Source organism: Paenibacillus mesophilus (assembly GCF_005938385.1).
GTDB classification, from domain to species: Bacteria; Bacillota; Bacilli; order Paenibacillales; family NBRC-103111; genus Paenibacillus_AB; species Paenibacillus_AB mesophilus.
The window spans coordinates 98,319-119,670 of record NZ_VCRA01000008.1 but is presented as its reverse complement, the minus strand read 5'-3'; the positions used below and the strand labels follow the sequence as shown (position 1 = coordinate 119,670).

The 21,352-nt window shown below is 52.0% G+C and carries 20 protein-coding genes; 17 read left to right on the top strand and 3 right to left on the bottom strand.

Features of this window, described 5'->3' with window-relative positions:
• Window positions 1–24 precede the first annotated feature (24 nt).
• The 8 genes from FE783_RS37580 to FE783_RS16460 all read left to right on the top strand — a co-directional run bounded on the left by FE783_RS37580 (window position 25) and on the right by FE783_RS16460 (window position 8,583).
• Window positions 25–165, top strand: coding sequence for a hypothetical protein (locus FE783_RS37580; protein WP_158301849.1), 141 nt, complete (start codon window positions 25–27; stop codon window positions 163–165).
• 62 nt (window positions 166–227) lie between these two features.
• Window positions 228–1,001, top strand: a complete 774-nt coding sequence (locus FE783_RS16490; protein ID WP_138880478.1) for a peptidylprolyl isomerase — start codon at window positions 228–230, stop codon at window positions 999–1,001.
• A 21-nt stretch (window positions 1,002–1,022) separates the two neighbouring features.
• Entirely contained in the window at window positions 1,023–4,070 is a 3,048-nt protein-coding gene (locus tag FE783_RS16485) for a peptidase domain-containing ABC transporter (protein WP_138880477.1), read from the top strand.
• Between the two features lie 39 nt (window positions 4,071–4,109).
• Window positions 4,110–5,747 carry a hypothetical protein gene (locus FE783_RS16480; RefSeq protein WP_138880476.1) on the top strand — a complete coding sequence of 546 codons (1,638 nt, stop codon included), beginning with the start codon at window positions 4,110–4,112 and terminating at the stop codon, window positions 5,745–5,747.
• A gap of 11 nt (window positions 5,748–5,758) precedes the next feature.
• Window positions 5,759–6,277 carry a hypothetical protein gene (locus FE783_RS16475; protein ID WP_138880475.1) on the top strand — a complete coding sequence of 173 codons (519 nt, stop codon included), beginning with the start codon at window positions 5,759–5,761 and terminating at the stop codon, window positions 6,275–6,277.
• A gap of 184 nt (window positions 6,278–6,461) precedes the next feature.
• Window positions 6,462–6,806 (top strand): hypothetical protein, encoded by a 345-nt coding sequence (locus FE783_RS16470; RefSeq protein ID WP_138880474.1) that lies wholly within the window; start codon window positions 6,462–6,464, stop codon window positions 6,804–6,806.
• Window positions 6,807–6,833: 27 nt separating this feature from the next.
• Window positions 6,834–7,793 (top strand): extracellular solute-binding protein, encoded by a 960-nt coding sequence (locus FE783_RS16465; protein WP_138880473.1) that lies wholly within the window; start codon window positions 6,834–6,836, stop codon window positions 7,791–7,793.
• A 67-nt stretch (window positions 7,794–7,860) separates the two neighbouring features.
• Window positions 7,861–8,583 carry a glycosyl hydrolase family 28-related protein gene (locus FE783_RS16460; protein WP_138880472.1) on the top strand — a complete coding sequence of 241 codons (723 nt, stop codon included), beginning with the start codon at window positions 7,861–7,863 and terminating at the stop codon, window positions 8,581–8,583.
• Window positions 8,584–8,637: 54 nt separating this feature from the next.
• Here the strand turns inward: FE783_RS16460 and FE783_RS16455 are convergent, their stop codons facing one another.
• Together FE783_RS16455 and FE783_RS16450 are read right to left on the bottom strand one after the other, a co-directional pair.
• Window positions 8,638–9,006 (bottom strand): group I truncated hemoglobin, encoded by a 369-nt coding sequence (locus FE783_RS16455; RefSeq protein WP_138880471.1) that lies wholly within the window; start codon window positions 9,004–9,006, stop codon window positions 8,638–8,640.
• Window positions 9,007–9,037: 31 nt separating this feature from the next.
• Window positions 9,038–9,937, bottom strand: a complete 900-nt coding sequence (locus tag FE783_RS16450; RefSeq protein WP_138880470.1) for a helix-turn-helix transcriptional regulator — start codon at window positions 9,935–9,937, stop codon at window positions 9,038–9,040.
• A gap of 148 nt (window positions 9,938–10,085) precedes the next feature.
• On the opposite strand from FE783_RS16450, the gene FE783_RS16445 reads away from it, so the two are divergent.
• The 4 genes from FE783_RS16445 to FE783_RS16430 all read left to right on the top strand — a co-directional run bounded on the left by FE783_RS16445 (window position 10,086) and on the right by FE783_RS16430 (window position 15,082).
• Window positions 10,086–10,442: a cupin domain-containing protein gene (locus tag FE783_RS16445; RefSeq protein WP_138880469.1), complete on the top strand. Its 357-nt coding sequence runs from the start codon at window positions 10,086–10,088 to the stop codon at window positions 10,440–10,442.
• Between the two features lie 17 nt (window positions 10,443–10,459).
• Window positions 10,460–11,737, top strand: coding sequence for a neutral/alkaline non-lysosomal ceramidase N-terminal domain-containing protein (locus tag FE783_RS16440; RefSeq protein ID WP_138880468.1), 1,278 nt, complete (start codon window positions 10,460–10,462; stop codon window positions 11,735–11,737).
• Between the two features lie 782 nt (window positions 11,738–12,519).
• Window positions 12,520–13,857, top strand: coding sequence for an ABC transporter substrate-binding protein (locus tag FE783_RS16435; protein WP_138880467.1), 1,338 nt, complete (start codon window positions 12,520–12,522; stop codon window positions 13,855–13,857).
• Between the two features lie 208 nt (window positions 13,858–14,065).
• Entirely contained in the window at window positions 14,066–15,082 is a 1,017-nt protein-coding gene (locus FE783_RS16430) for an SGNH/GDSL hydrolase family protein (RefSeq protein ID WP_138880466.1), read from the top strand.
• Window positions 15,083–15,284: 202 nt separating this feature from the next.
• Here the strand turns inward: FE783_RS16430 and FE783_RS16425 are convergent, their stop codons facing one another.
• Window positions 15,285–15,602, bottom strand: a complete 318-nt coding sequence (locus FE783_RS16425; RefSeq protein WP_138880465.1) for a helix-turn-helix domain-containing protein — start codon at window positions 15,600–15,602, stop codon at window positions 15,285–15,287.
• 140 nt (window positions 15,603–15,742) lie between these two features.
• Here FE783_RS16425 and FE783_RS16420 point away from each other — a divergent pair, with 140 nt between their 5' ends.
• From FE783_RS16420 to FE783_RS16400, 5 genes are all read left to right on the top strand, one after another.
• On the top strand, window positions 15,743–17,569 hold the full coding sequence (locus FE783_RS16420; RefSeq protein ID WP_138880464.1) for an FAD-dependent oxidoreductase: 1,827 nt from the start codon (window positions 15,743–15,745) through the stop codon (window positions 17,567–17,569).
• A gap of 72 nt (window positions 17,570–17,641) precedes the next feature.
• Entirely contained in the window at window positions 17,642–17,875 is a 234-nt protein-coding gene (locus FE783_RS16415) for a hypothetical protein (RefSeq protein WP_138880463.1), read from the top strand.
• The gene (locus tag FE783_RS16410; protein ID WP_158301848.1) at window positions 17,872–18,948 is read left to right on the top strand and encodes an extracellular solute-binding protein; all 1,077 of its coding nucleotides are present in this window, start codon (window positions 17,872–17,874) and stop codon (window positions 18,946–18,948) included. The genes FE783_RS16415 and FE783_RS16410 overlap by 4 nt, the downstream gene beginning before the upstream one ends.
• On the top strand, window positions 18,878–19,831 hold the full coding sequence (locus FE783_RS16405) for a DUF421 domain-containing protein (protein ID WP_338015865.1): 954 nt from the start codon (window positions 18,878–18,880) through the stop codon (window positions 19,829–19,831). Before FE783_RS16410 ends, FE783_RS16405 begins: the two co-directional genes overlap by 71 nt.
• A 69-nt stretch (window positions 19,832–19,900) precedes the next feature.
• Entirely contained in the window at window positions 19,901–21,325 is a 1,425-nt protein-coding gene (locus tag FE783_RS16400) for a PQQ-dependent sugar dehydrogenase (protein ID WP_138880461.1), read from the top strand.
• Window positions 21,326–21,352 lie beyond the last annotated feature (27 nt).

Sequence of the window (21,352 nt, the reverse complement as noted above, 5' to 3'; positions counted from 1 at the left end):
CGAGTTTCTGGAGGAGGTGACCGAATGGCGGAGCAAAAGAAGACGGACGCGACCAAGGAATCCGTTGAGACGAATGAGGCTAACGGGATCAAACTGGACAACTTGCCGAAGAAGCTGACCGAAGAAGAAGCGAAGAACGTGGCCGGAGGCAAAAGAGCCCTCTGACGCAAGAACGGCGCGGGAGCGACTCCCGCGCTTTTGTACAGGAATCCATAAAGGAGTATGGCATGATGTCACTCGATCAAGTCGTGGCTCTTCAAATAGATGATCAAAGCTTTTCGTTAGAGACCGTGCTGCGATCCTCCGTCTTGAGGGGCAGCTTCGGCGCCATCGACGACTACATCTCGGCTGCGCTCGTCGCCTCTTACGCGGAAGTAAACGGCATAGCGGCCGGTCAGGAAGAGATCCAGGAGGCAGTCGACGACTGGAGAGTCGAGAATGGGCTTTATCTAGCCTCGGAGGTTGCGAATTGGTTGGCGGAGCGCGCGCTTTCGATGGCCGATCTGGCCGAATTCGCCCGGATGAAAGCGTTGAAGGAGAGGGTTCGTCATCATGTGGCGACCGGCAAGGTAGAGAGATACTTTACGGAGCATCGGCCCCGATTCGAGGCGGTTGCTCTCTCGCAGATCGTCGTGGGCGAACGAGGGCTGGCGCGCGAGCTGCGGTTCAAGACCTTGGAGGGCGAACCCTTTTACGTGCTGGCCCGTACCTACTCCATCGACGAGTCTTCCAGACTGGCCGGGGGACATATCGGCCGAAAGGAGAGAGCGCAGTTGCCCAAGGCGATCGAAGCGCAAGCGTTCGGGGCGGTTCCCGGAACGATAACCGGGCCGCTCGAGATCGACAAGAAATTTTACGTGATCAAGGTCGAAGAGGTATACCCGGCGGAGCTGAACGGAGACACCCGGGCGAGAATCGAACGAATTGTATTCGATGAGTGGCTTGCCGCAAGGCGCAAGGTAGCGAACGTGCGAAAGCCGCCGTTGTGGACACAAGACTAGGTTATAGGGGACTCGGATACGATGGACACGAACAGGCAGCTCGGCTATCTGGAGCACGTTCCTTTTTCCGGTGTACTCAGTATTGGCGAGAAGCAAATGCTGTCCCGGCATGCGCGGATTCTCCGGTTCTCGATCGGACAGACGATTCTCGAGAAGGACGACATCCCGCAATATTTGTACTGCGTCGTCTCGGGAGAGGTAAGGATGATCGACGAACGGCCCGACGGTACGGAATGCAGCCTCGGCCTGTTGAAGGACGGCGACAGCTTCGGATGGGGAGGCGACGCAAAGCGGGCGGGCAATCCCGTCGCTTACAGTGCGGCAGGAAACACACGGCTGCTGGCCGTTCCGGTCGAGACGCTTCGCGAACTTTTCTCGCATAATCCCGGGCTCGGAGAGTTGCTTGGCACCTACATGTCGTCCCGCGCCGTCATGATGTTCCTTAGGCGAACGGCGCTTATATTCTCCGAAGATCATCAAGCGGTCCGGAAGTTCCTTGAACGGATGACCGTGATCCAAGCGGACAAGGGACAACCGATCGTTCGCCAAGGTGACGAGGGGGATGCGTTCTTCATCGTTCATTCGGGACATTGCGAGGTCGTCAAGGAAGAGGACGGCTCCGTCATCAACAGGCTCATCCCCGGCGACTTCTTCGGGGAGTTGGCTTTGCTTACGGGAGCGAGGCGCAAAGCGTCGGTCGTAGCCGTCGAGGCCGCGCAGCTGTTTCGATTGAGCAAGAGCGACTTCGATGCGATGATCGTGGAACACCCTGCTCTACGGACGGCGATCGAAAGCGTTGCTTCCAATTACGCAACCCATGCTGCCAAATATGACGATGACGATGTTATGGGGGAGCTTGCGGCCGTTTCCAGCGAAGCGGTTCGATGGACGGAGGCTGATTGGAAACGCCCCGCTCGATTCCGTTTCTACTTGCGCAAATATCCGATACGCTTGCAGCAAAACGAGATGGACTGCGGTCCAGCCTGTCTCGCCATGGTGATGGCGTACTACGGTTCGCGGATGCCTATAGTCCGGATTCGGGAGCAGACGGAGATGTCGCGTTCCGGAAGCACGCTGTACGGCCTGACGGAGACGGCGGAATCGCTGGGGCTCGCCGCGCAAGGCTTCACGACGCAGCTAGATACTCTATCACGGATGAAGCTGCCCGCGATCGCACATTGGAAGGGCGAGCACTTCATCGTCGTATACGAAGTGACCAATACCCACGTGATCGTCGGCGATCCCGCATACGGGTTGGACAGAAAAAGCAGAACGGAGTTCGAATCGGGCTGGAGCGGAGCGGTTCTGACGTTAACGCCGACGGATCGGCTCGCTTCCCGTGAGCGCATGCGCAGCCCGATCTCGCGGTTTATCGCGTATTTAACTCCGAACCGCTACGCGCTGCTATCGCTTTTCGTCACGTCCTTGCTCGTGCAGCTGACCGCGCTCGCGATTCCGATTTTTACACAGGTGATCGTGGATAAAGTGCTTGTCGATCGACAAAGCGACCTTCTCCGGATTTTGCTCGTCGGCATGCTGGGGCTGTCCGTTTGTTACATCGTCGCCAACTCGTTTCGCAATTTTATTGCGGCCCGAATCGCGTTAAAGATCGATATCGACATGCTGGGCGATTTCTACAAGCATTTGCTCGGCTTGCCCTTGTCGTTCTTCTTGGCCCGTACGATCGGCGACCTGACAAGCCGGGTGGGCGAGAATCAGAAGATCCGCAGAATGCTGACATCCGGAGCGGTCCAATTGCTGCTGGACAGCCTCACTGTTTTGATATACGGTACGCTTATGATGGTCTATCATGTCAAGCTGTCGCTTATCGCGTTCGCCATCCTTCCCTGTTATGCTGCGCTCGTGCTTCTGTTCTCCCCGCTTATGCGCAAAAACAGCCGCAAGCAATTCGAAGCGGAGGCGGAGTCCCAGACGACGATGGTCGAAGCGATCAAGCTGATCTCGACTGTCAAGGCTCTTGCCGCGGAACCGGCAATCCGCTATAAGCTGATGGATAAGCTGCAGCTCTCGCTGAAGCAGCGGATCAAAGCGATTCAATTGCTGGTAGCGTCCGAGACCGTCGCCGACTTTATCCGAACAATCGGAAACGCCTTGGTGCTGTATGCAGGCGCGGCATTCGTCATGCGCGGCCAACTGACGGTGGGGCAATTCGTCGCTTTCTTGTCGGTCTACTTTACGGTTGCACAATCGGTCGCCCAAATGCTGCAGATGCTAAACGACATGATGGAAGTCAGGGTCTCGATGGAGCGGATCGACGACGTGTTCATGGCGCATCCGGAGGAGCCGGAGCCACAAAACATGCGGAGATTGGCCGCGTTAAAGGGACATATCCGGTTCGACGACGTCTCGTTCCGTTATAGCAAGGACGGGCCGGACATCTTGAGGCGGATTCGTCTCGGCATAGAACCGGGCCAGACCGTGGCGATCGTCGGCAGAAGCGGCGCGGGCAAATCGACGTTCGCGAACCTGCTGACCAAGCTGTTCACGCCGACGAACGGTACAATCCGTATAGACGGGCACGATATCCGGCATATTCACGCGGCATCGCTACGCCGAAAGATCGGGATCGTCCAGCAGGAGAATCGGGTGTTCCGCGCATCGATCCAAGACAATATCGCGATCCGATTCCCGTCCGCCACGCTGGAGGAAGTCGAGGCCGCGGCCAAGCTGGCCGGCGCGTACGATTTTATTACGGCGCTGCCGCTCGGCTTCAAGACGATGATCGGGGAGGGGGGGCTGAGCTTGTCCGGAGGACAGCTTCAGCGGATCGCTATCGCGAGAGCGCTGCTCGGAGAGCCGGGCATTCTGATCTTCGACGAGGCGACGAGCGCTCTGGACTCGGAGTCGGAGCGGATCATTCAGCAGAACATGGACGCGATGCTGAAGGGCCGAACCTGCCTCATTATCGCCCACCGTCTAAGTACGGTCCAGAGAGCGGACCTCATTATTGTCCTGGATCGCGGCGAGATCGTGGAGACCGGCTCGCACGCCGAGCTGATCGAGGCGAACGGGCTTTATTCCTATTTGGTTAGCCAGCAGTTGAGTTGAAGGAATCGACGAGTTATTTCCGAGAATGAGGTGGATTTCATGGATTTCCAGTCCCGTTCCCCGCATCAACCTAACAAAACAAGCCCGACTTCCACGCTTTCATCCTCCCAACATGAAGCCGAGTCGATCGGGACGGCCGAGTACGGCGCAGGCTTAAGCCGCCGCTCCGTGCTGTCCGCGGGGCACATTATGCAGCTGCAGCGCACTGTCGGCAATCAGGCGGTGCAGCGCATGCTGTCTGGTATCGCGGCACAGGGAAGGGTACAGCGAGCGCATGATCGGACGAATAACCGGGCTCAGGCTGATAGGGAACTTACTGCCAATGGCCCGGCGGCGGCACGATCCGCTGTCATACAACGGGACGGGGAGGCCGCCGTCGTTCCGCCAAGAGCTGCCGCGCCAAGAACCGAGGCGGATTTGCGCTCCAAGGGCGAATACTACACGATCTACAAATGGCTGAAAAGCGAGGCGGAGAAGGCAGGGAAAACGGCATTATTCGGCTTCTTCGACAGCCTCGATCCCGGCCAAAAGATGACCGCCATCCGTTTGATGGCAGGCAATGCCAGACATCCGGATTTGGACAAGGTGAAAGAGAATATGATCACCGGTTTTTTCAGCAAAAGCTTCGATTGGAACCGCTTCTCGGAAGTGTCGCGCGAGGCGAATCAATCCGACACGGTCAATTACAATGCCGATCAGGCACGCGATTACGCCAGCTACACGGCGATCGGCACATCGTCCGCCGCCGGTGGCACGAGCGGCAGCGCCAAGATCAGTTCTGAACTTGGCGCGCGAGGCGCGCTGCCCGTGGCGACGAACGGCGCGCCTGTAGCAGCCGGCTTAAGCGGCTTGGCTTCGCTCTCGCAAATGTACAACGCCACGCAAAATTATGATTCCAGCTTATCCGCAGCCGACAAGGCACAGCTTGTCGTCGGCGAAGGCGGGGGCGGGGCCGCCGACTTCGCGAGATTCACGGCGGCCGCCTCGGACGGTCCGACTGCGGTTGCGAGCGGCGCGGCTACGATGGCGGCGGGGGTCGGGGGCGTCGTCGGCGGAGCCGCCTATCTGGTCAGCGGCGTAGCCGGCTATCGGGAGGGGCGTAAAAATGCGGAAAAGCTGGAGGGCCTGGAGGGCAGCTTCGGCGAACGGGCAGGCGACGCGCATGCGGCGCAGCTAGGTCATGCGGCGCATTTGGGAGCGTCCACCCAGCATTTGAACAAGAATAAGAGCGCCGCCACGGCGGCGAAGGGCGCAATGATGATCGTCGGCGGAGCGATGATGCTCGCGGCCGCGGCGTCCCCGATCGGGCCGCTGCTCATTACGGCAGCCGCTATATTGGGCGGAATAGCCGCAGTCATTAAATTTTACAAAAAGAGCAAGCGCAAGGAATCGTTCGTCGATCGAGTGCTCGGCACAGAGGCGGAGGCGGCGAAGCCGGAAAACGCCGGCTTGGGCAAAGAGAAAGTAAGACAGCGGATGATGGAGGCACGCGGGTTCAACAGCGTCGATCAATGCTACAGCCAGATCGTGACGGACCTGGCCGGCATGCTGTTCGACGGCGGCGTCAAGGGCGAAGACGAGGAATGCAGACAAGTTTTGGAGGCTATGGGGCTTAAAATCGATAAGAAGAAACAGAAGCCGAGCAAGGAACTGATCGCCAAAAAATTACACACTTGACGGAGGACGCTATGACCAGTGCGGATAAGTTGCCGGATTCGTTCTTGCTGCAATGTTGCCGTTATTATGAAACGGCCGGGCTGACCGTTCGTTTGGCGGAGCCTGTCGAGGAATCTCCCTATTATTCGCTGATAGTCCGTTTTGACGACATTGGCGAGCGAGGCTCGATTGTCGACCTGGAGCTTTGTTTTATACCCGGATTGGAACCGTTTGCCCGGGAGGGCGTGTACATCTTGCAGTCGTTCGCCGTTCTTGTCGATCGTGTACCGGCCGACAAGGCCCCCGAGCTGCTCCGTGCGACGGCATGCGTCAACATGCTGCTGCCGCTCGGTGCGTTCGGCTTGTACGAGGGAAGCGGCACGCTTTATCTCAAGCACAATACGATGGTGCATCGCGATTGGTTGACGGAAGAGACCGCCGTGATCAGCATCGACAGACAGAACGGACTATTGCTGCACCAATTGCATCAATATGCCGAACGCCTGATTGAGGTTGCGGAAGGGAACCGGACCGCAGAATCGATAGTATAACCAAACTGGAAAGGCAGCGAAGCCAGTCCGTATCAGACGATACGGCTGGCTTTTTTGTTTTTTGCATCTCCCCGATAGATTAGCCGTTTCTGGGAAAAAGTCAGGCGCTGCTGTTATTGTTGCATGCCTGCAAGAAATCTAAGATAAAGTTGTCTTATTCGATAAGAGGGCAGGGGGGCATTGTATGATTAAAAGAAACATGCGGCGTTTGGTACTTATGGGATCGATATCCGTGATCGTTATTAGCGGATGCAATGGGAACCGACAATCGGCAACTACTGACATTGCACTTCAGCAGGCGGAGAAGACGCCGGAGGCGACGAAAGATCCGATCGAGCTGATCGTGTATTATCCTTTTGGCGATGATTCGCCGGACGCCTTTCAAGAAAACTATTGGAAAATCGTCCAACGAAAGTATCCAAACTTTCATGTCAAATGGTTAAACACGAAAACGCTGTCAATGAATGATCTTGCCGCCTCCCAAACAGCCGTCGATATTATTTTCTCCAATGCAAATCATGCTGCATAGCTTGCGGATCTCCGATATGTTTCCGATATGAACGATCTGATCCAAAAATATAAGTTCGATCTGAGCCGCATCGATCCGACAGCAATAGACATCGTTAAAAAGGCAAGCAATGGCATGTTGACGGCGCTTCCGATCTATATCAACTATAATCTAATGTTTTACAACAAAGATCTTTTCGATAAATTCGGTGTCTCCTATCCGGTTAACGGGATGACCTGGGACGATACCTACAACCTTGCGAAGAAGCTGACGCGATACGATAACGGCATCCAGTATGTCGGGTTCAGCTATCATTTTTTGAATGGGAATATGTTGTGGTTAAATTCATTCGGGCAAGAGGAGCTGAATCCGAGAACAAAGAAGGTCACTTTTGATAGTGGAAGATGGCCAGACATCATGCGTAATTTCTTGCGATTTTTCGAGATACCGGGGCACGAGTATTTGATAGGAAATGCGTCGCTTAACGGCTTCGCCAAAAAGCAGCGCATCGCGATGCAGGTCACATACAGCAATCGCGTAATCGGAAATCCCGATCAAGTGCCGCCCAATTGGGATATTGTTTCCCATCCGGTCTACGAGGACTTGAAAGGGATCGGCTCAGGGATCGAACCGCTCTATTTTTACCTTTCCTCGGTCGGTAAACATAGGAATGAAGCTTTCTTGGCTATAACGGCATTGCTTGAGGATGAGGCCCAAAAAACGTTGGCCCAACGAGGATTCTATCCCGCAGTTAAAATACCGGATTTGAAATCCGCATACTCGCAAGTACCCGGGTTAAAGGGGAGAAATGTCGATGCGATGTTCGTCAATAAGTTCGCACCGGCTGTAACGATGTCCCAAGATGTGCTCGCTATCCGGTCAACAATAAGCAGCGCGGTTACGAATGTGATGACGGGCAAAAAAGATATAAATACCGCCTTGCGCGAGGCTGCGGAAGAGGGGAATAAGAAAATGGAAGAGCGCATCGCGTCAGGGCAATCGAAATAATCGCAACTGTCGTTAAGACATATGAACGGGACATACAAGACTGGATTATCCAGAGAGGAGGGAAACGATGGACCATTCGAATTCATGGAAAGATTATGCTGTCGTCACGGACAGCGTCACATTGTGGAACGAATATGCCGCGGCAGCGCAGACGCATACCCATATACCGGACTGCTCGTTTGCAGGATACCGTTACAGCGAGCAGACTTTGCCCGATATGCCCATAGTCGTCAACGTGAAGGATACCGGTGCAGCCGGAGACGGACAGAGAGACGACACCCTCGCATTCAAGCGAGCGATCGAACGGGCGGCAATTTTGGGAGGCGGGGCGATTTTCGTTCCCGAAGGAGAGTACCTCTTATCGGACATTTTGTATATTCGTCATTCCGGCATCGTGATGCGCGGAGCGGGAAGAGACAAGACGAAGCTGCTGTTCGTCAAATCGTTGACCGATATTCTGGGGCCGCAACGGTTCGGGGTTCGTCGACAGAGTTCGCAGTATGCATGGTGTGGTGGGCTGATCTGGGTCGGACCGCCGGCTTCAATGACGAAAGACAACTGGGAGAGGTGGGACGACAAGGAGATACTGGCGTCGCTGACCACTCCAGCCAAGCGGGGAGCCATGACCGTGCAGGTGAACGAGGAAGATGCGGGAAAGTTTGCTCCGAGCATGGCGGTTAAGATGACGTGGGATAACCCGTCCGATCACTCTTTGCTTGAAGCGATCGCGGGGCATGAGCGGATGAAGGCTACCGATTGGGTATCGGACGATATTACGAGGATGTCTTGAGCGCGCGGGGCACATAGAAAGCGGGGCCTGTGCGCCCCGCCTTGAAACCTATGCCTATTTATAAAGAATGTCATCACGTAAAACCGCTACTTTATTCAAAGCTTGATGGATATCCTCTTCAACGACCCCAAAGAGAGCAAGCGCATCGTGCAGATGCTTCACGATTGCATCAAAATGCTCAGGCTGAATGTTCATCCCGTTGTGTGCTTTTGCCATTGAGTTACCTGAGTACTGATTGGGCCCCCCTAAGGCGAAGCTGATAAATTTGGTTTGATGACGGCGCTGTTTGTCCATATCCGTGTTTTTAAAAAAGTGGTTTACAGTTTCGTCTTTCAAAACCAATTCATCGTAAAAATAATCAACCACTTTTGAAATTGCTTCTTCTCCGCCTACTTTTTCGTACAAGCTTGTTGTTTCTTGCATAAAGAACACCTCCATTTTTTTGACCAGCCTATTATTCCAAAATGCGTCTAATTGCATTCATTCTTCGATACGCCTGCGGAGTGGTCCCGGTCCGTTTTTTGAACGTTTTGCAAAAAAATGAGGAAGAGGTGAACCCAAGCTGCTCTGCGATGAGGGCGACCGGGAGTTTGGTGTGTGCAAGCTGCTTACGCGCCGCCTCGATCCGAATGTCCGCCAATTTCTCACTGAAGGTTTTCTTGTACATCTGCTGCAGGACTCGAGTCGTTTGACGAGTGCTGAGGTGAAGCAGGCCGGATAAATGTTCAATGGTCAGCTGGGAGGAATACTGATCGAAATAGTTATCAATTAACTGGCTGCGCGCATCGTCAACACCTGGGAGAGGAGTCGGAACGGGAGCAGCGCTGAAGCTAGTCAAAGCACGCATAAGCTCGATCAGGATTTCGTTGAAGCCCGCCTGCACGATGGTATAGTAACCAAGACGACGCTCTTGCAATTCACGGACGATCCGTTTGAACAATGGTAGCAAGCACTCTTGATTCGGGATACGGCGAAGCTCCTTGGAAAATAAAACTTCTTTCAACGTTTCTGCCTCTTCAGGCGGGCCATCCGAGAGCTCATCGGTTACGGAATATTCGAAACGGAACGTGTATTTGCGTAACAGTGTGAAGCGATCCGACTGGAAAGCGTGGTACAGGCCGGACGGAATCAAGTAGACCGTATGAGGGATGAGTTCTTCCTCCTTACCGCTCAACGCTAACAGACCGGAACCGGATTCAACGAAATGCAGTTCGCTCATCGCATGATTGTGCTGATTCTGCATCGCGGGCGAGCCGTCACATAAAAAGGTTGCATCCATGTGTATGGTAAACATCAAGCTCCCAATCCGGGTTTGGATCATAATATTGGTTGCAGCGATGAATTCGATAACCATGCCCTCACTCTCAAATGTAAGCTGAACTTGCACTATAGTGACATGATTCTGCAAAAGATGGCGTATGGTCGGCTACTTCCTTCCTATCCTCCAAGCTATACTCATGGTGCAGTTAAAAAAATAGTACTATAAACGGAGGAAACAAGCTATGGCACAACCATTCGTGAAGAAACTTTCCCAACTTCCCGGCTATGAGGGGGATGGCGTCACCTTCCTGGAAGAACACGAAGCGGAGACGATCTCCAGCAACTATGTCCGACTCCCCAAAGGCCAGAGCACAACGATCGGCAATCACGACGATGAAGAGGAAGTCTACATCATCATGGGTGGTCGAGCCAGTCTCAGACTGAACCAAACCGTTTATGAGGTCGAGTTCGGGGACGTCGTCTACATCCCGCGCGATGTAGAGCACCAGGCGACCTGTATCTCCGAAGAGGATTTCGAGTACATTTGCGTCGCGAACTGGCCGGATCGAATCCCGGGCCAACCCGTCCATCACAAGTAAGACGAAGGCAGGTGAGAATGATGCGTTTTGGAGTTGCCAAAGATTTGATCACCCCGGATTTGCTCACTTACATGGGGGGATACGGCTCCTTTTTCAATAAACCGTTTCAAGGCATACACGACGATCTGTATGTGCGGACGTTACTTGTGCAAGACGGTGAGACGAAGCTGATATTCGTATCACTCGACCTGTTGTTCCACGATTTCTCCCTAACCGAGGAGCTGCAGAAGTGGGTCGAAACAGCCTTCAGTATCCCGGCGGACCATTTCTTCCTTACCTACAGCCATACTCATGGCGGTCCCGCAATGGCGGGTTATGACGATGCAAGCCAGCATTCGCCCGAGTATGAGCGATTCTTGATGGAAAGAATTAAGAGCTGCGTGTCGAGGGCAATGGTCAATACGTTCGAAGGGACGCTGCAGTCCGGAGGAGTGGACGGGGACTGGAATATCAATCGCAGGCTATTGGTAAACGGAGAAATGCAGAACATGCCGAACCCGGAAGGGGCAAAAGATGATCGCTTGCATGTGCTGAGGGTATTGGATTTAAACGGACGGACAAAAGTCGTTTTGTTCAATTACGCCTGCCATCCCGTCACGGTCCGAGATACTATGTACCTCTCGGGGGATTATCCCGGCCGTATATGCCACCTGCTTGAAGCCGAGTATTTCGGTGCGATGGGCATTTTCTTCCAGGGGGCTGGCGGAAACAGTCGGCCGAAGGCGACGGCATACAAGGGTACATTCATTACGTGCACCTATGACGAAATAAATGAAATGGCGATTTCAATCGTTCAAGCGATCAAGCTGCTCTTTTCCAATCCGAAGGCTATGGTTCAGGTGCAACCGGATGTGGCCGCCTTTCAGTTCAGGATACACCTAGAAATAGATCCATATCCGAAAAACCATTTTGCTGCAATCGCAAATGATCCAGCCTCCCGGCCGGGGCTGGTCGGCATGGCGAATAGAGTACTAAACCATTATGATCACATGCCGGACTATGTCATCCTACCAGCCGGGCTTATCCGGTTAAGTGCCGATCTCTATATCGCCTATATGGGCGGAGAGCCGTGTTACGAAGTGAAGAATAAGCTGGAGCGGCTGTTCCCGGGTGTCACGCTTCTGTTCTGGGGGTATGCGGATGCGACCGCCTATATACCCGATGACCAAATCATAGCTGAGGGCGGCTATGAGGCAGAAGGATCTGTCGTCGAATACGGACTGAAAGGCCCTTTCCGCCCCGGTATTGACACGCGGATGGCAGAGGCGTTTACGGCGGCATTTTGTGCTTTGTAGTTTAAAGAACACTGTGCTGCTAAAGTCAGCACGACCGGGACGACAGCGTCGGACACCTACTCGTCTCCGGCAACAATACGCATACACCGGTGCGATGGGACTGGCCGGCGTCAGCCGCTGCAGGCATGAGAGTCAATAGACACGGGAAATTCCGTTAATTCAATTCATGGCTGAGGAAGTCATACTTAAATTTACAAAGGTTTTTTATCTTGCAACCCCACTTAAGCTGCCGTAAGATCATCGGCAGCTTTTCTTCATTTCCAAGCAATTATTTCGATTGATAAATAAAATACAGTATTATATATTATATATGTTATGAAATATATAAAAATATTCGATTTAAAAGGGGGTGATTTATGGATCAAGTCAAAGGGAATTCGATTACTGGTGAAAAGAAGGGATTGCGGCCATCCCCCTTTTAACGGCGTGCGATAAATGCGCAACCGAGATCTAGCCGACCGCCGCATTATTGTCGCCCGAAGGGGGATCACCCCCTAAGCCGGAGTCGAACGAACCGGTCTATCCGGTTGTTTTGCGATGTGAAGAGACGGTTCCTTTCGGGAGGAAAAAGATGGCTCAGACAACAGCGCAAAAGTAAAGCGTTAGGCAAGCTGAGTCGGAAACATTAATGGATATCATCGTCGGCTGCTGCCCGTAGGGGAGTTCGTCCGGTTCGCGGTGCTATGGCAGTTGGCCGGCGGTAATGTAATGACCGACGAGGCGAACGAATGGCATGGCAGCGAGGATTATCAGGGTACGAATAAATTCAAGGGGGAAATACGATGGTTGACAGGAAGTTGGCTTTGATAAGTTTTGTGGCTCTTGCCGTCCTGGCTGGATGCGGCGGGGAGAGCGGCGCAGGGAAGGGCGTTGCCGGAGAAGGGACTGCGGGCAAAGACGGGAGCGGCCAGACGGCTAAGCCCGGGGAACCGATCGAGATCGTCATTTATTCTAATGCGGGCGCCAACGAAGAGAGTTTTAACGATCAATACGGCAACGCGCTGCGCCAAAAATTTCCCAACTATACGATCAAATATATTGCAGACGGTAAAGGCAAATCGATCAACGAGCTGCTGGGTGAGAAGCAACAGATCGATATTCTTTTTCAGTCCATCGCCTACTACCCCCAGCTGTCGCAATCGTCCAATCTCCAGCACGATATGACGGAGCTGGCCCAAAAGCATGGAGTCAATCTTGGGACGTTCCAGCAATCGCTGATCGACGGCATCCGCAGCTCTGGGGGAGGCAAGCTTTATGCGCTGCCGGTCACCAATACGGTGCAGGTGATGTATTACAATAAGGGCTTGTTCGATATGTTCGGTGTTCCTTACCCCAAGGACGGCATGTTCTGGGATGAGACGCTGGAGCTGGCTAGAAAGCTGACTCGGAATGAAGGGGGCAAAATGTACCTCGGCTTCGCCGCGTCGGCCCCCCACCTGCTCGGGAACAACCAACTGTCGCAGCCTTATTTGGACCCGGTTTCGGAGAAGGCGACGTTTACAGCGGACGCCTGGAAAAAAATGATCTCGACTTATTTTATCGAACCCGCCGCGGATCAAGGCTACAAAGACCGCGTGACCGCCCTAAAGGCAATCCCGTATCGGTTTGAGCTGACGAACAGCCAGGAACTGGCGATGTTCGCCTTCCTTTCGCAGTTTCCGTTCGGCGTTCCGAAAGACATGGAGAAAATCCAGTGGGACCTCGTAGCGCTGCCGACGTTTAAGGATAAGCCGGGCGTCGGCTCGCAGATGGCACCATTTGTCTTCGGTGTTACTTCCATTTCCCGGCATAAGGACGCGGCGATGGAACTCATCAAATACCTGACGTCCGCGGAGCAGCAGATGAATTTTTCCAAGAAGGGCTTCATGCCTGTCATCGATGACGAGCAAGTTAAGAAAGCGTACGCCCGAGAAACCGTCTTCAAGGACAAAAACTGGAACGCGGTTTTCTACAACAAGCCCGCGCCGATCGTGATGAAATCGAAATACCAGCTGTCCGTGAAGGGGCTGCTGACCAAGCGTATTCCCGATATTGCGAAAGGCACTGTTGATCTGAATACGGCGCTGCGCGAAGCTGCGGAGGAGGCGGATAAGGTTGTGGCGGAAGCAAAGCGGAATTAGGCTAGTGGGGCGCCAGAACGATTCTTGTAGGACCCGCGGACGGACAACATAACAAAGGGAACATACCGGTGACCAAAGCGTTCGGCTACCCGATACAAGCCGCATCATTTGCTGTAACCGGTTGCAAGCGCTTGAGGCTTATATTTCCATTGCGATTTTGAAAGCTTGAAAATAAGGTGAATCCGCATTTTGCTAAAGGAGTTTTAGTATGGATAACGGCGACAAGACGATCCGTCCCTATGATTTGCTGCTGCCGTCCGTCATCCCGGCCTTGGCCGGGTACGAGATGAACGTCTACTTCGACAACTTAATCGCCGGGGATGCGTATCGCTACGATTTCGACGTACGGACTTCGATCGGATGCCACTGTAACGAGCGATGGACCTGCGTCGCGGATCGGCCGGGCGATTACGCCTTGATCATCGAAGTATATTCCGAAGAAGGCGAACTGCTGACGACGGGCGAGACGATTGTACGCGTCAAAGCGACTGATGCGTTTTCCGGTGCGGGCCGACGCGTTTTGTTCATCGGAGACAGCACAACGGCGGAAGGGCACTATACGGCGGAGCTGCTCCGGCTGTTCGCGGCTGATCCTGGCGGGATCATGCTGCTCGGAACGAAGGGGGAGGGATTGAACCGCCATGAAGGCCGAGGCGGCTGGAGGGTGGCCGATTACTTTGGCATCCCGGAAAGCCCGTTTTTATTCGATGGCAAGTTCGATTTCATGAGGTATATGGAGCGCAGCGGGTACGACTCGGTCGACGACGTATGTATCCATCTCGGAATCAATGACGTGTTCCACGCGAGCGAAGAGGATGGGATGTCGGCTTTACTCAGGAAAGCGATGCCGCAGCTCGAGACGATGATCGAGGAGTTCCGGCGTTTCAATCCGGACGTTCGCATCGGCATTATGATTGCGATTCCGCCTTCCCGGACGCAGGACAGCTTCGGTAAAAGTTATGGCACTCGGCAAAGCCGGAGACAGTACAAGCGCAAATGGTATTTGTGGAATCGCGAACTGCTCAGCCGCTTTTCGAACCATAAAGGTATCGAACTGATCCCGCTGCATATCAATCTCGACACGGCGCGCAACATGCCAGTCGAACTGATCGAAGGCAACGCCCGCAACATGCGGACGGAGATTCGGCAATGCAACGGCGTACATCCCGCACCGGAAGGGTATCGGCAAATGGCGGACGTATTGTACGCCTGGCTTAAGCCGTAAAGCGGCACTTTCCGCCAGAAATGCTTTCTTATAGCATGCCAAGAGTCTGCCCCCGCCTAGGCCTAGGCGGGGGCGTTTTATGAGCCGCTTTTATTTTTTATCCGACAGCTGCTTTCAAGCCTTCTCCTTCTGTTTGGAGACCCCGCTAATGTATTACCCGCGAAGCTCCAATCACTTCACTTTTGGGAGACTAAACCGGGGATTAGACAGTGTGCGCTTTTCTATATTTCGCCGGGGTAACCTTCATATGCTTCATAAAAATCCGGTTCAAATAGTAACCGTTCTGATAACCGATGCTTTCCGAAATTTGTTCCAATGTCAGAGTCGTTTCCAACAGAAACCGCTTCGCCTTCTCCAGGCGGATGGAGGTGAGATGCTGCATCGGCGTAATTCCGAAGTCTGCTTTGAATTTCTGGGTAAATCGCGCGGGGCTTAAACCGAGAATGGCGGTGTCTTTGCGCTCCCAATACATCGAGTAGATTAACCGAGGCACACAATCGCTTAACAAGAAGCTATCCACTGGGTTTTCCCCCTTTGAAACAAGAAGTGCGCGACTAAATTATGTATACATTTTAATTAAAAAAATGACATTTTAAAAGGAAAACGGCTGTTCTACTATGAAGTCAGAAACAGAACCTATTAAATTTCGCGGAGGAAACCATGCAGCTGAATCCAGATGACCGCAAAAGAACGATTCTGAACACGCAACTATTCGTTGCGGGAGGGGGGCTTGCAGGAGTATGTGCTGCACTTGCAGCGGCGCGCAATGGAGCCAGGGTGATCCTATGTCAAGACCGATCCGTATTGGGAGGCAACGCTTCGTCGGAAGTCCGAATGCACGTATCGGGCTCGTCTCCACGGGGGAAAGAACTGCAAACGGAGGCGAGGGAGAGCGGGATCATCGAAGAAATGATGCTGGAATGCGCAGTACGCAACCCTCAGCGAAGCGCTTCGATGCTCGATTTGATTTTGTACGAAAAATGTTTGGCCGAACCGTTACTGACGCTAATGCTCAATACGACGGTCGTCGGCGTGAGGAAAGAAGGGAACCGAATTGCGGCCGCATTCGCCAACCGGGAGAGCACAGAAGACCGCTTTGAAATTACGGCGGAAATTTTCGTCGACTGCACGGGGGACGGAAGACTAGGGTACGAGGCGGGTGCGTTGTTCACAACCGGGAGGGAGGGGGCCGAAGAGTATGGAGAATCCGCAGCAGCCGCTCTGCGCGACGCATACCGGCTTGGTTCCTCTCTTCTTTTCACGGCACGGGACGAGGGGAAGCCGATGCCGTTTGTAAAGCCGGCATGGGCGCGCACATTCAGCGAGGACGATTTGCGTTTCCGTGGGCATAACTCGTGGGAATACGGATTCTGGTGGATTGAGTTCGGCGGCATGATGGATACGATCAAAGACAACGAAACGATCCGCGATGAGCTACTCGCGATCATGATGGGTGTCTGGGATCATATTAAGAACAGCGGGAATCACCCCGAATCGGCGAACTGGGCGCTCGATTGGTTCGGTTTTTTACCGGGCAAACGGGAATCGCGCCGGTTTATTGGGAAGCATGTGCTTACCCAGAACGATTTGGAGCAGGCTGTCGATTTCGAAGATGTAATCGCTTACGGCGGCTGGTCGATGGATACGCACCCACCGGCCGGCATCGACGCCAAAGAGGAGAAGCCGTGTTCACAGCCGTACACGCCTTACATGTACGGCATCCCTCTGCGTTCGCTAGTTAGCGTTAATATCGATAACCTGATGTTCGCCGGGCGCAACATGTCGGCCACGCACATCGCTTTCTCCAGTACGAGGGTGATGGCAACATGCGCGGTAGCGGGGGAAGGACTTGGCACGTTCGCCGCTTGCGCGTTGAAATCGGGAAAAGCGCTGGCGGATGCTTGGTGCGACAAGCAGCTTATCGTTGAAGCTCAGCAGCAGTTGCTCCGGCAAGGAGCGTTTTTGCCGGGACGGCTGCTGGCGGACGGCAATCGGGCTGCGGAATCGCGGATAACGGCCTCCTCCGAGCAAGAAATCGGCCGGGCCGCGCAAGTAGCGGACCGTCATACGAGGACGGTTTCGGGACCGCTTGGTGTACGACCGGATTTAACCGAGCCCGGTACACACCGCTGGATGTCGGAGCCATCCGACAAGGCGCCGTGGCTGGAGCTGCGTTGGGAACAGCCGATCGACATTCGCAGCATCACCGTTGTGCTTGACACCGGACTGCATCGTCCCTTGTCGCTATCGCATCAAAAAGCGAATCAAAACAAAATGATATGGGGGCCTCAGCCGGAAACGATCAAGCAATTTCGGATAATGGCGGAAATTAGCGGCGAGGATAAGGAGATTGTCCATGTCCGCGACAATTATATGCGCCAGTTGAAGTTCGACGTTCCGATTGACCGCGTTTCCTGCTTGCGGATTGAAGTGATCGAAACGAACGGTCTCAATCATGCCCGAATCGTAAATATTCGTATTGAATGAACGTCGAAGGAGTCCGTCATAAGCATGTCCTTGTCGTCGCCGCTTCCTATTACAAATTGAGAGGGTGCACATATGAGAACTAGAAGCTACTTGTTCCTGTTGAGTATTGGCGTATTCCTATTTACCGGCTGCAGCCGGACATCGTCCGAGCAAGGGGCTCAAGGCGAACAGCCTACACCTCCCTCGGCCAAAGCAAACCCGGTAACGCTGCAGGTGGCAAGCCAAGGCGCCAGCACGGTTCTGGATGAGGAGTTTAAACGTGTCGTCCAATCGTTTTTGGAAAAGAAAAACCGCATATTACGTTGAACTACAATCCGGAGAGCGCCGGTACGTCGCTTGATGCGCTGCTAGCTGCCGGAACTGTGCCGGATCTCATCGTAACCTTCAACGGCAATCTGGCTTCGTATAAAGAAAAAGAACTCGTTTCCGATATGACGCCATTGTTCAAAACATCCAATATCGACCTCAACCGTTTCGAGCCCGGATACATTGGCGATGTGAAGAACGCCTCGGATAAAGGCGAAATGTACGGACTGCCCATTAATGTGAACTACCACGCGATGTACTACAACAAAGACATATTCGATAAATTCGGAGCGACTTACCCGACGGATGGGATGAATTGGGAGCAGCTCATTGATTTGGCCAAAAAAGTGACTCGAATGGAAGGGGGGACTCAATTCCGCGGATTAGATCCGGGAAGTACCATCGTGTGGATGTCACAGCCGTTATCGATCGCGGCGATCGATCCGAAGACGGATAAAGCGAGCGTCAATAACGACAAATGGAGCAGAGTGTTCAAGCTGGCCAAATCGATGTACGACATTCCCGGCAACGGTATCATAACGGCCACTCCGAAAGATCAGTTCATGAAAAGCAAAACTTTAGCCATGCTGCTCGATTTAAACATCTTGACCCAACTGTCGGCAGCCGGGAAAGAAGGATTGAACTGGGATGTAGCCCAGTATCCGAGCTATACGGAAAAGCCGAATACGTATGGCAACGCCAGTGTATACGTCATGCTTGCGACAAAAACGGGCAAACACCGGGATGAAGCGGTAAAAGCGATCGAGTTGATCACTTCGGAGGAAGTGCAGCTCGCATTGTCCAAGAAAGGAAGACTGTCTCCTCTGAAGAGCGATCAAGTGAAGCAAGCGCTCGGCGCCGACAATCCCGACTTGAAAGGTAAACGGTTGCCAAGCATCTTTAAAAGCATTCCCGTTGCGTACCCGGTCGCTTCGCCGTATAGAGCGAAGGCGGAAAGCATCCTCGTAAACAAATTCAGAGAGTATGTAAACGGTTCGATGGATGAGAATACGGCGCTCGGTCAAGCAGAGGAAGAAATCAACAAGATGGCTGCAACGGAAAAAAGCAAATGACTTTTTTCGCCAAGTAAGGCGGGAAGCTTCAGCGGCTGTCCAAACGTTTGGAGCTGGTGTTGTTTCCGGAAGCGGAGCTATGCCTAATCATGTATACGATGAAGGACGGGCTGATTACGAAGCCCGTTTTTCGTTGTATAGAATAAAAATATCACGCAAGTGGGAAACTCCCTTTAATTGGGGGTTAGCTGATATGGATATAGCCATTCGAACGATCACATCATTTCTCTTTTTGTTAGTCCTGACTCGATTCCTTGGAAAAAAACAAATAAGTCATATCACATTATTCAATTATATTACGGGTATAACGTTCGGCTCGATTGCCGCCTCTACTGCCATTGATACCCAAATTTCCATGAAAAGCGGATTGATCGGCCTCGTCATATGGACGATACTAACTTTTTTTGTTGGAAAACTTTCTTTAGAGTTTCCTAAAATTCGAGTGTTGCTTGACGGCGAACCGACCATTGTAATAAAAAAGGGGAAAATCCTTGAAAAAGCAATGAAGTCCATGCATCTAAATATGGATGATTTAAGCATGCTGCTTCGCGAGAAAGACATTTTCTCCATTAGTGAAGTCGATTATGCAATTCTCGAACCGCACGGCAGATTAAGTGTTTTGAAAAAGGCGGAGAATGAGCATGTGACCAAGAAAGACATGAAGCTCTCAATCACCCCCCGTATTTATATGCCAACCGAGGTTATTGTAGATGGTCAAATCGTTACGAAAAACTTGAAAGACTTGAATCTTAGTGTGAAATGGCTTGAGGAAGAATTACGGAGAACAGGGTATGCACTTGAGCAATTGAATCAGATTTTCTATGCTGAATTGCAAAGTGACGGCAACATTCACGTTGACGAAAGAAGCGATAGTATGCATTAACCGGTACTAATGGAACAGTTCTATTCATACTCTTATTAATGAAAATAATATGAAGGAGCGAACCGTTATTTGATAAAAGTTAATGTTGGTCTACGGCCCATTGTAAGCAAGATAAACTTGCCCACTGTTTTGAAAACGACGATACTTCCGGGTGACTCCATTGAAAGATTATTTATTGCAACCCAGACGGGAGAAATCTTTTACATAGGGAACGGGGATATAAGAACTTTTTTAGACATTCGCCCACGAATCATAAAGTTAGGTGTCTCGAGCGGTGGATATGATGAACGGGGATTACTGGGGCTAGCCTTTCATCCCCAATTTTATTATAACGGTCTGTTTTATCTCCATTATTCTGTAGCTGGAACCCAAGGTCCAGGTGCTCTTCCAGGTGCCTTTGAATCTTTTAAGCCTAACCCGTGTGATCCCAGAACGTTAAACCTGAAGTGGATAAATCGAGACATTCAATATGATCATATTGATACAGTTGAAGAATGGATATTGCAATCCAATGGTCAACCTCAAAAAAAGCGGACATTACTCAATCTAAGAAGACCGTTTTTAAATCATAATGGTGTCAACAGCTTAAACTTTTCACCCGAAACAGGAAAACTTGTTTTGACAACCGGAGATGGCGGATCAGGCTATGATCCATTTCATTTAAGCCAAGATGATATGGAAATCGCAGGTAAAATTATTGAAATTGATATCGTTACAAATACATTTATCGATGATCCGCCCGTAGTCACACGTTTTTATGAGCTGCCCGTACCTATTCAGGAAACGCTTACGGTTATTGCCAAAGGTGTTCGCAATATACCAGGCATTTCATTTCAAAGATTTTATAATCAGTATATCAAATACGTGGGAAATGTCGGACAGGATCTCGTTGAGTCGATTTTTTCGTTCATTCCGTATAAACCAATACCGGTTACTCAGCTTATTCAAGCTTATTTAATGAAATCCGAGCTTGACCAAGAAGGATTTATTAACTTTGGCTGGCGAGGGTGGGAAGGCGTTTTTCCAACTTCGATCCTAACAGCCTGCTCTGCAAATCCGGGTTTGGATGAGAAAACAATTGCTTATTACGATGACGCAGTAAAAACTTCAGTGCGTCGTCTTCAACCTCTAATTAGTTATTTTCATAAAGATCCCCGAGCCGATAAATTTGGAGCAACAGCACTTACAGGAGTCCAGCCCTATATGGGAAATGAAATCCCCGGTTTAACGGGAAACGTTGTGTTTACCGATCTGGTTCGGGCTAATGAATCTCAACTTCCGGTTAGAGGGGTATTAGCTTATACGAGGGCAAGAACGGATTGCAAACTAAATGATTTTAGTGTTATTGAAACCGATTATCATTTTGGTTCTCAATCCGCTTATTATGTTAGTTTGGGAACGAATCTGAACCAATCCAAACTATATTTAGGGGTTTATGGATCTATGAAAGTAGCTGATTTTAACCAAGGTACTGTTTTTGAAATTGTGCCATAATACTTTTGATCTGTCCCGCTGGGTACT

What these genes read in the sequence shown, in the direction of transcription:
- FE783_RS16440 (WP_138880468.1), top strand. Translation starts at nt 10,460, where the DNA reads ATGATGCGTTTTGGAGTTGCCAAAGATTTGATCACCCCGGATTTGCTC.
- FE783_RS37580 (WP_158301849.1), top strand. Translation starts at nt 25, where the DNA reads ATGGCGGAGCAAAAGAAGACGGACGCGACCAAGGAATCCGTTGAGACG.
- FE783_RS16460 (WP_138880472.1), top strand. Translation starts at nt 7,861, where the DNA reads ATGGACCATTCGAATTCATGGAAAGATTATGCTGTCGTCACGGACAGC.
- FE783_RS16405 (WP_338015865.1), top strand. Translation starts at nt 18,878, where the DNA reads ATGAGAATACGGCGCTCGGTCAAGCAGAGGAAGAAATCAACAAGATGG.
- FE783_RS16445 (WP_138880469.1), top strand. Translation starts at nt 10,086, where the DNA reads ATGGCACAACCATTCGTGAAGAAACTTTCCCAACTTCCCGGCTATGAG.
- FE783_RS16435 (WP_138880467.1), top strand. Translation starts at nt 12,520, where the DNA reads ATGGTTGACAGGAAGTTGGCTTTGATAAGTTTTGTGGCTCTTGCCGTC.
- FE783_RS16490 (WP_138880478.1), top strand. Translation starts at nt 228, where the DNA reads ATGATGTCACTCGATCAAGTCGTGGCTCTTCAAATAGATGATCAAAGC.
- FE783_RS16470 (WP_138880474.1), top strand. Translation starts at nt 6,462, where the DNA reads ATGATTAAAAGAAACATGCGGCGTTTGGTACTTATGGGATCGATATCC.
- FE783_RS16475 (WP_138880475.1), top strand. Translation starts at nt 5,759, where the DNA reads ATGACCAGTGCGGATAAGTTGCCGGATTCGTTCTTGCTGCAATGTTGC.
- FE783_RS16480 (WP_138880476.1), top strand. Translation starts at nt 4,110, where the DNA reads ATGGATTTCCAGTCCCGTTCCCCGCATCAACCTAACAAAACAAGCCCG.
- FE783_RS16420 (WP_138880464.1), top strand. Translation starts at nt 15,743, where the DNA reads ATGCAGCTGAATCCAGATGACCGCAAAAGAACGATTCTGAACACGCAA.
- FE783_RS16450 (WP_138880470.1), bottom strand. Translation starts at nt 9,937, where the DNA reads ATGGTTATCGAATTCATCGCTGCAACCAATATTATGATCCAAACCCGG.
- FE783_RS16415 (WP_138880463.1), top strand. Translation starts at nt 17,642, where the DNA reads ATGAGAACTAGAAGCTACTTGTTCCTGTTGAGTATTGGCGTATTCCTA.
- FE783_RS16430 (WP_138880466.1), top strand. Translation starts at nt 14,066, where the DNA reads ATGGATAACGGCGACAAGACGATCCGTCCCTATGATTTGCTGCTGCCG.
- FE783_RS16465 (WP_138880473.1), top strand. Translation starts at nt 6,834, where the DNA reads ATGAACGATCTGATCCAAAAATATAAGTTCGATCTGAGCCGCATCGAT.
- FE783_RS16455 (WP_138880471.1), bottom strand. Translation starts at nt 9,006, where the DNA reads ATGCAAGAAACAACAAGCTTGTACGAAAAAGTAGGCGGAGAAGAAGCA.
- FE783_RS16485 (WP_138880477.1), top strand. Translation starts at nt 1,023, where the DNA reads ATGGACACGAACAGGCAGCTCGGCTATCTGGAGCACGTTCCTTTTTCC.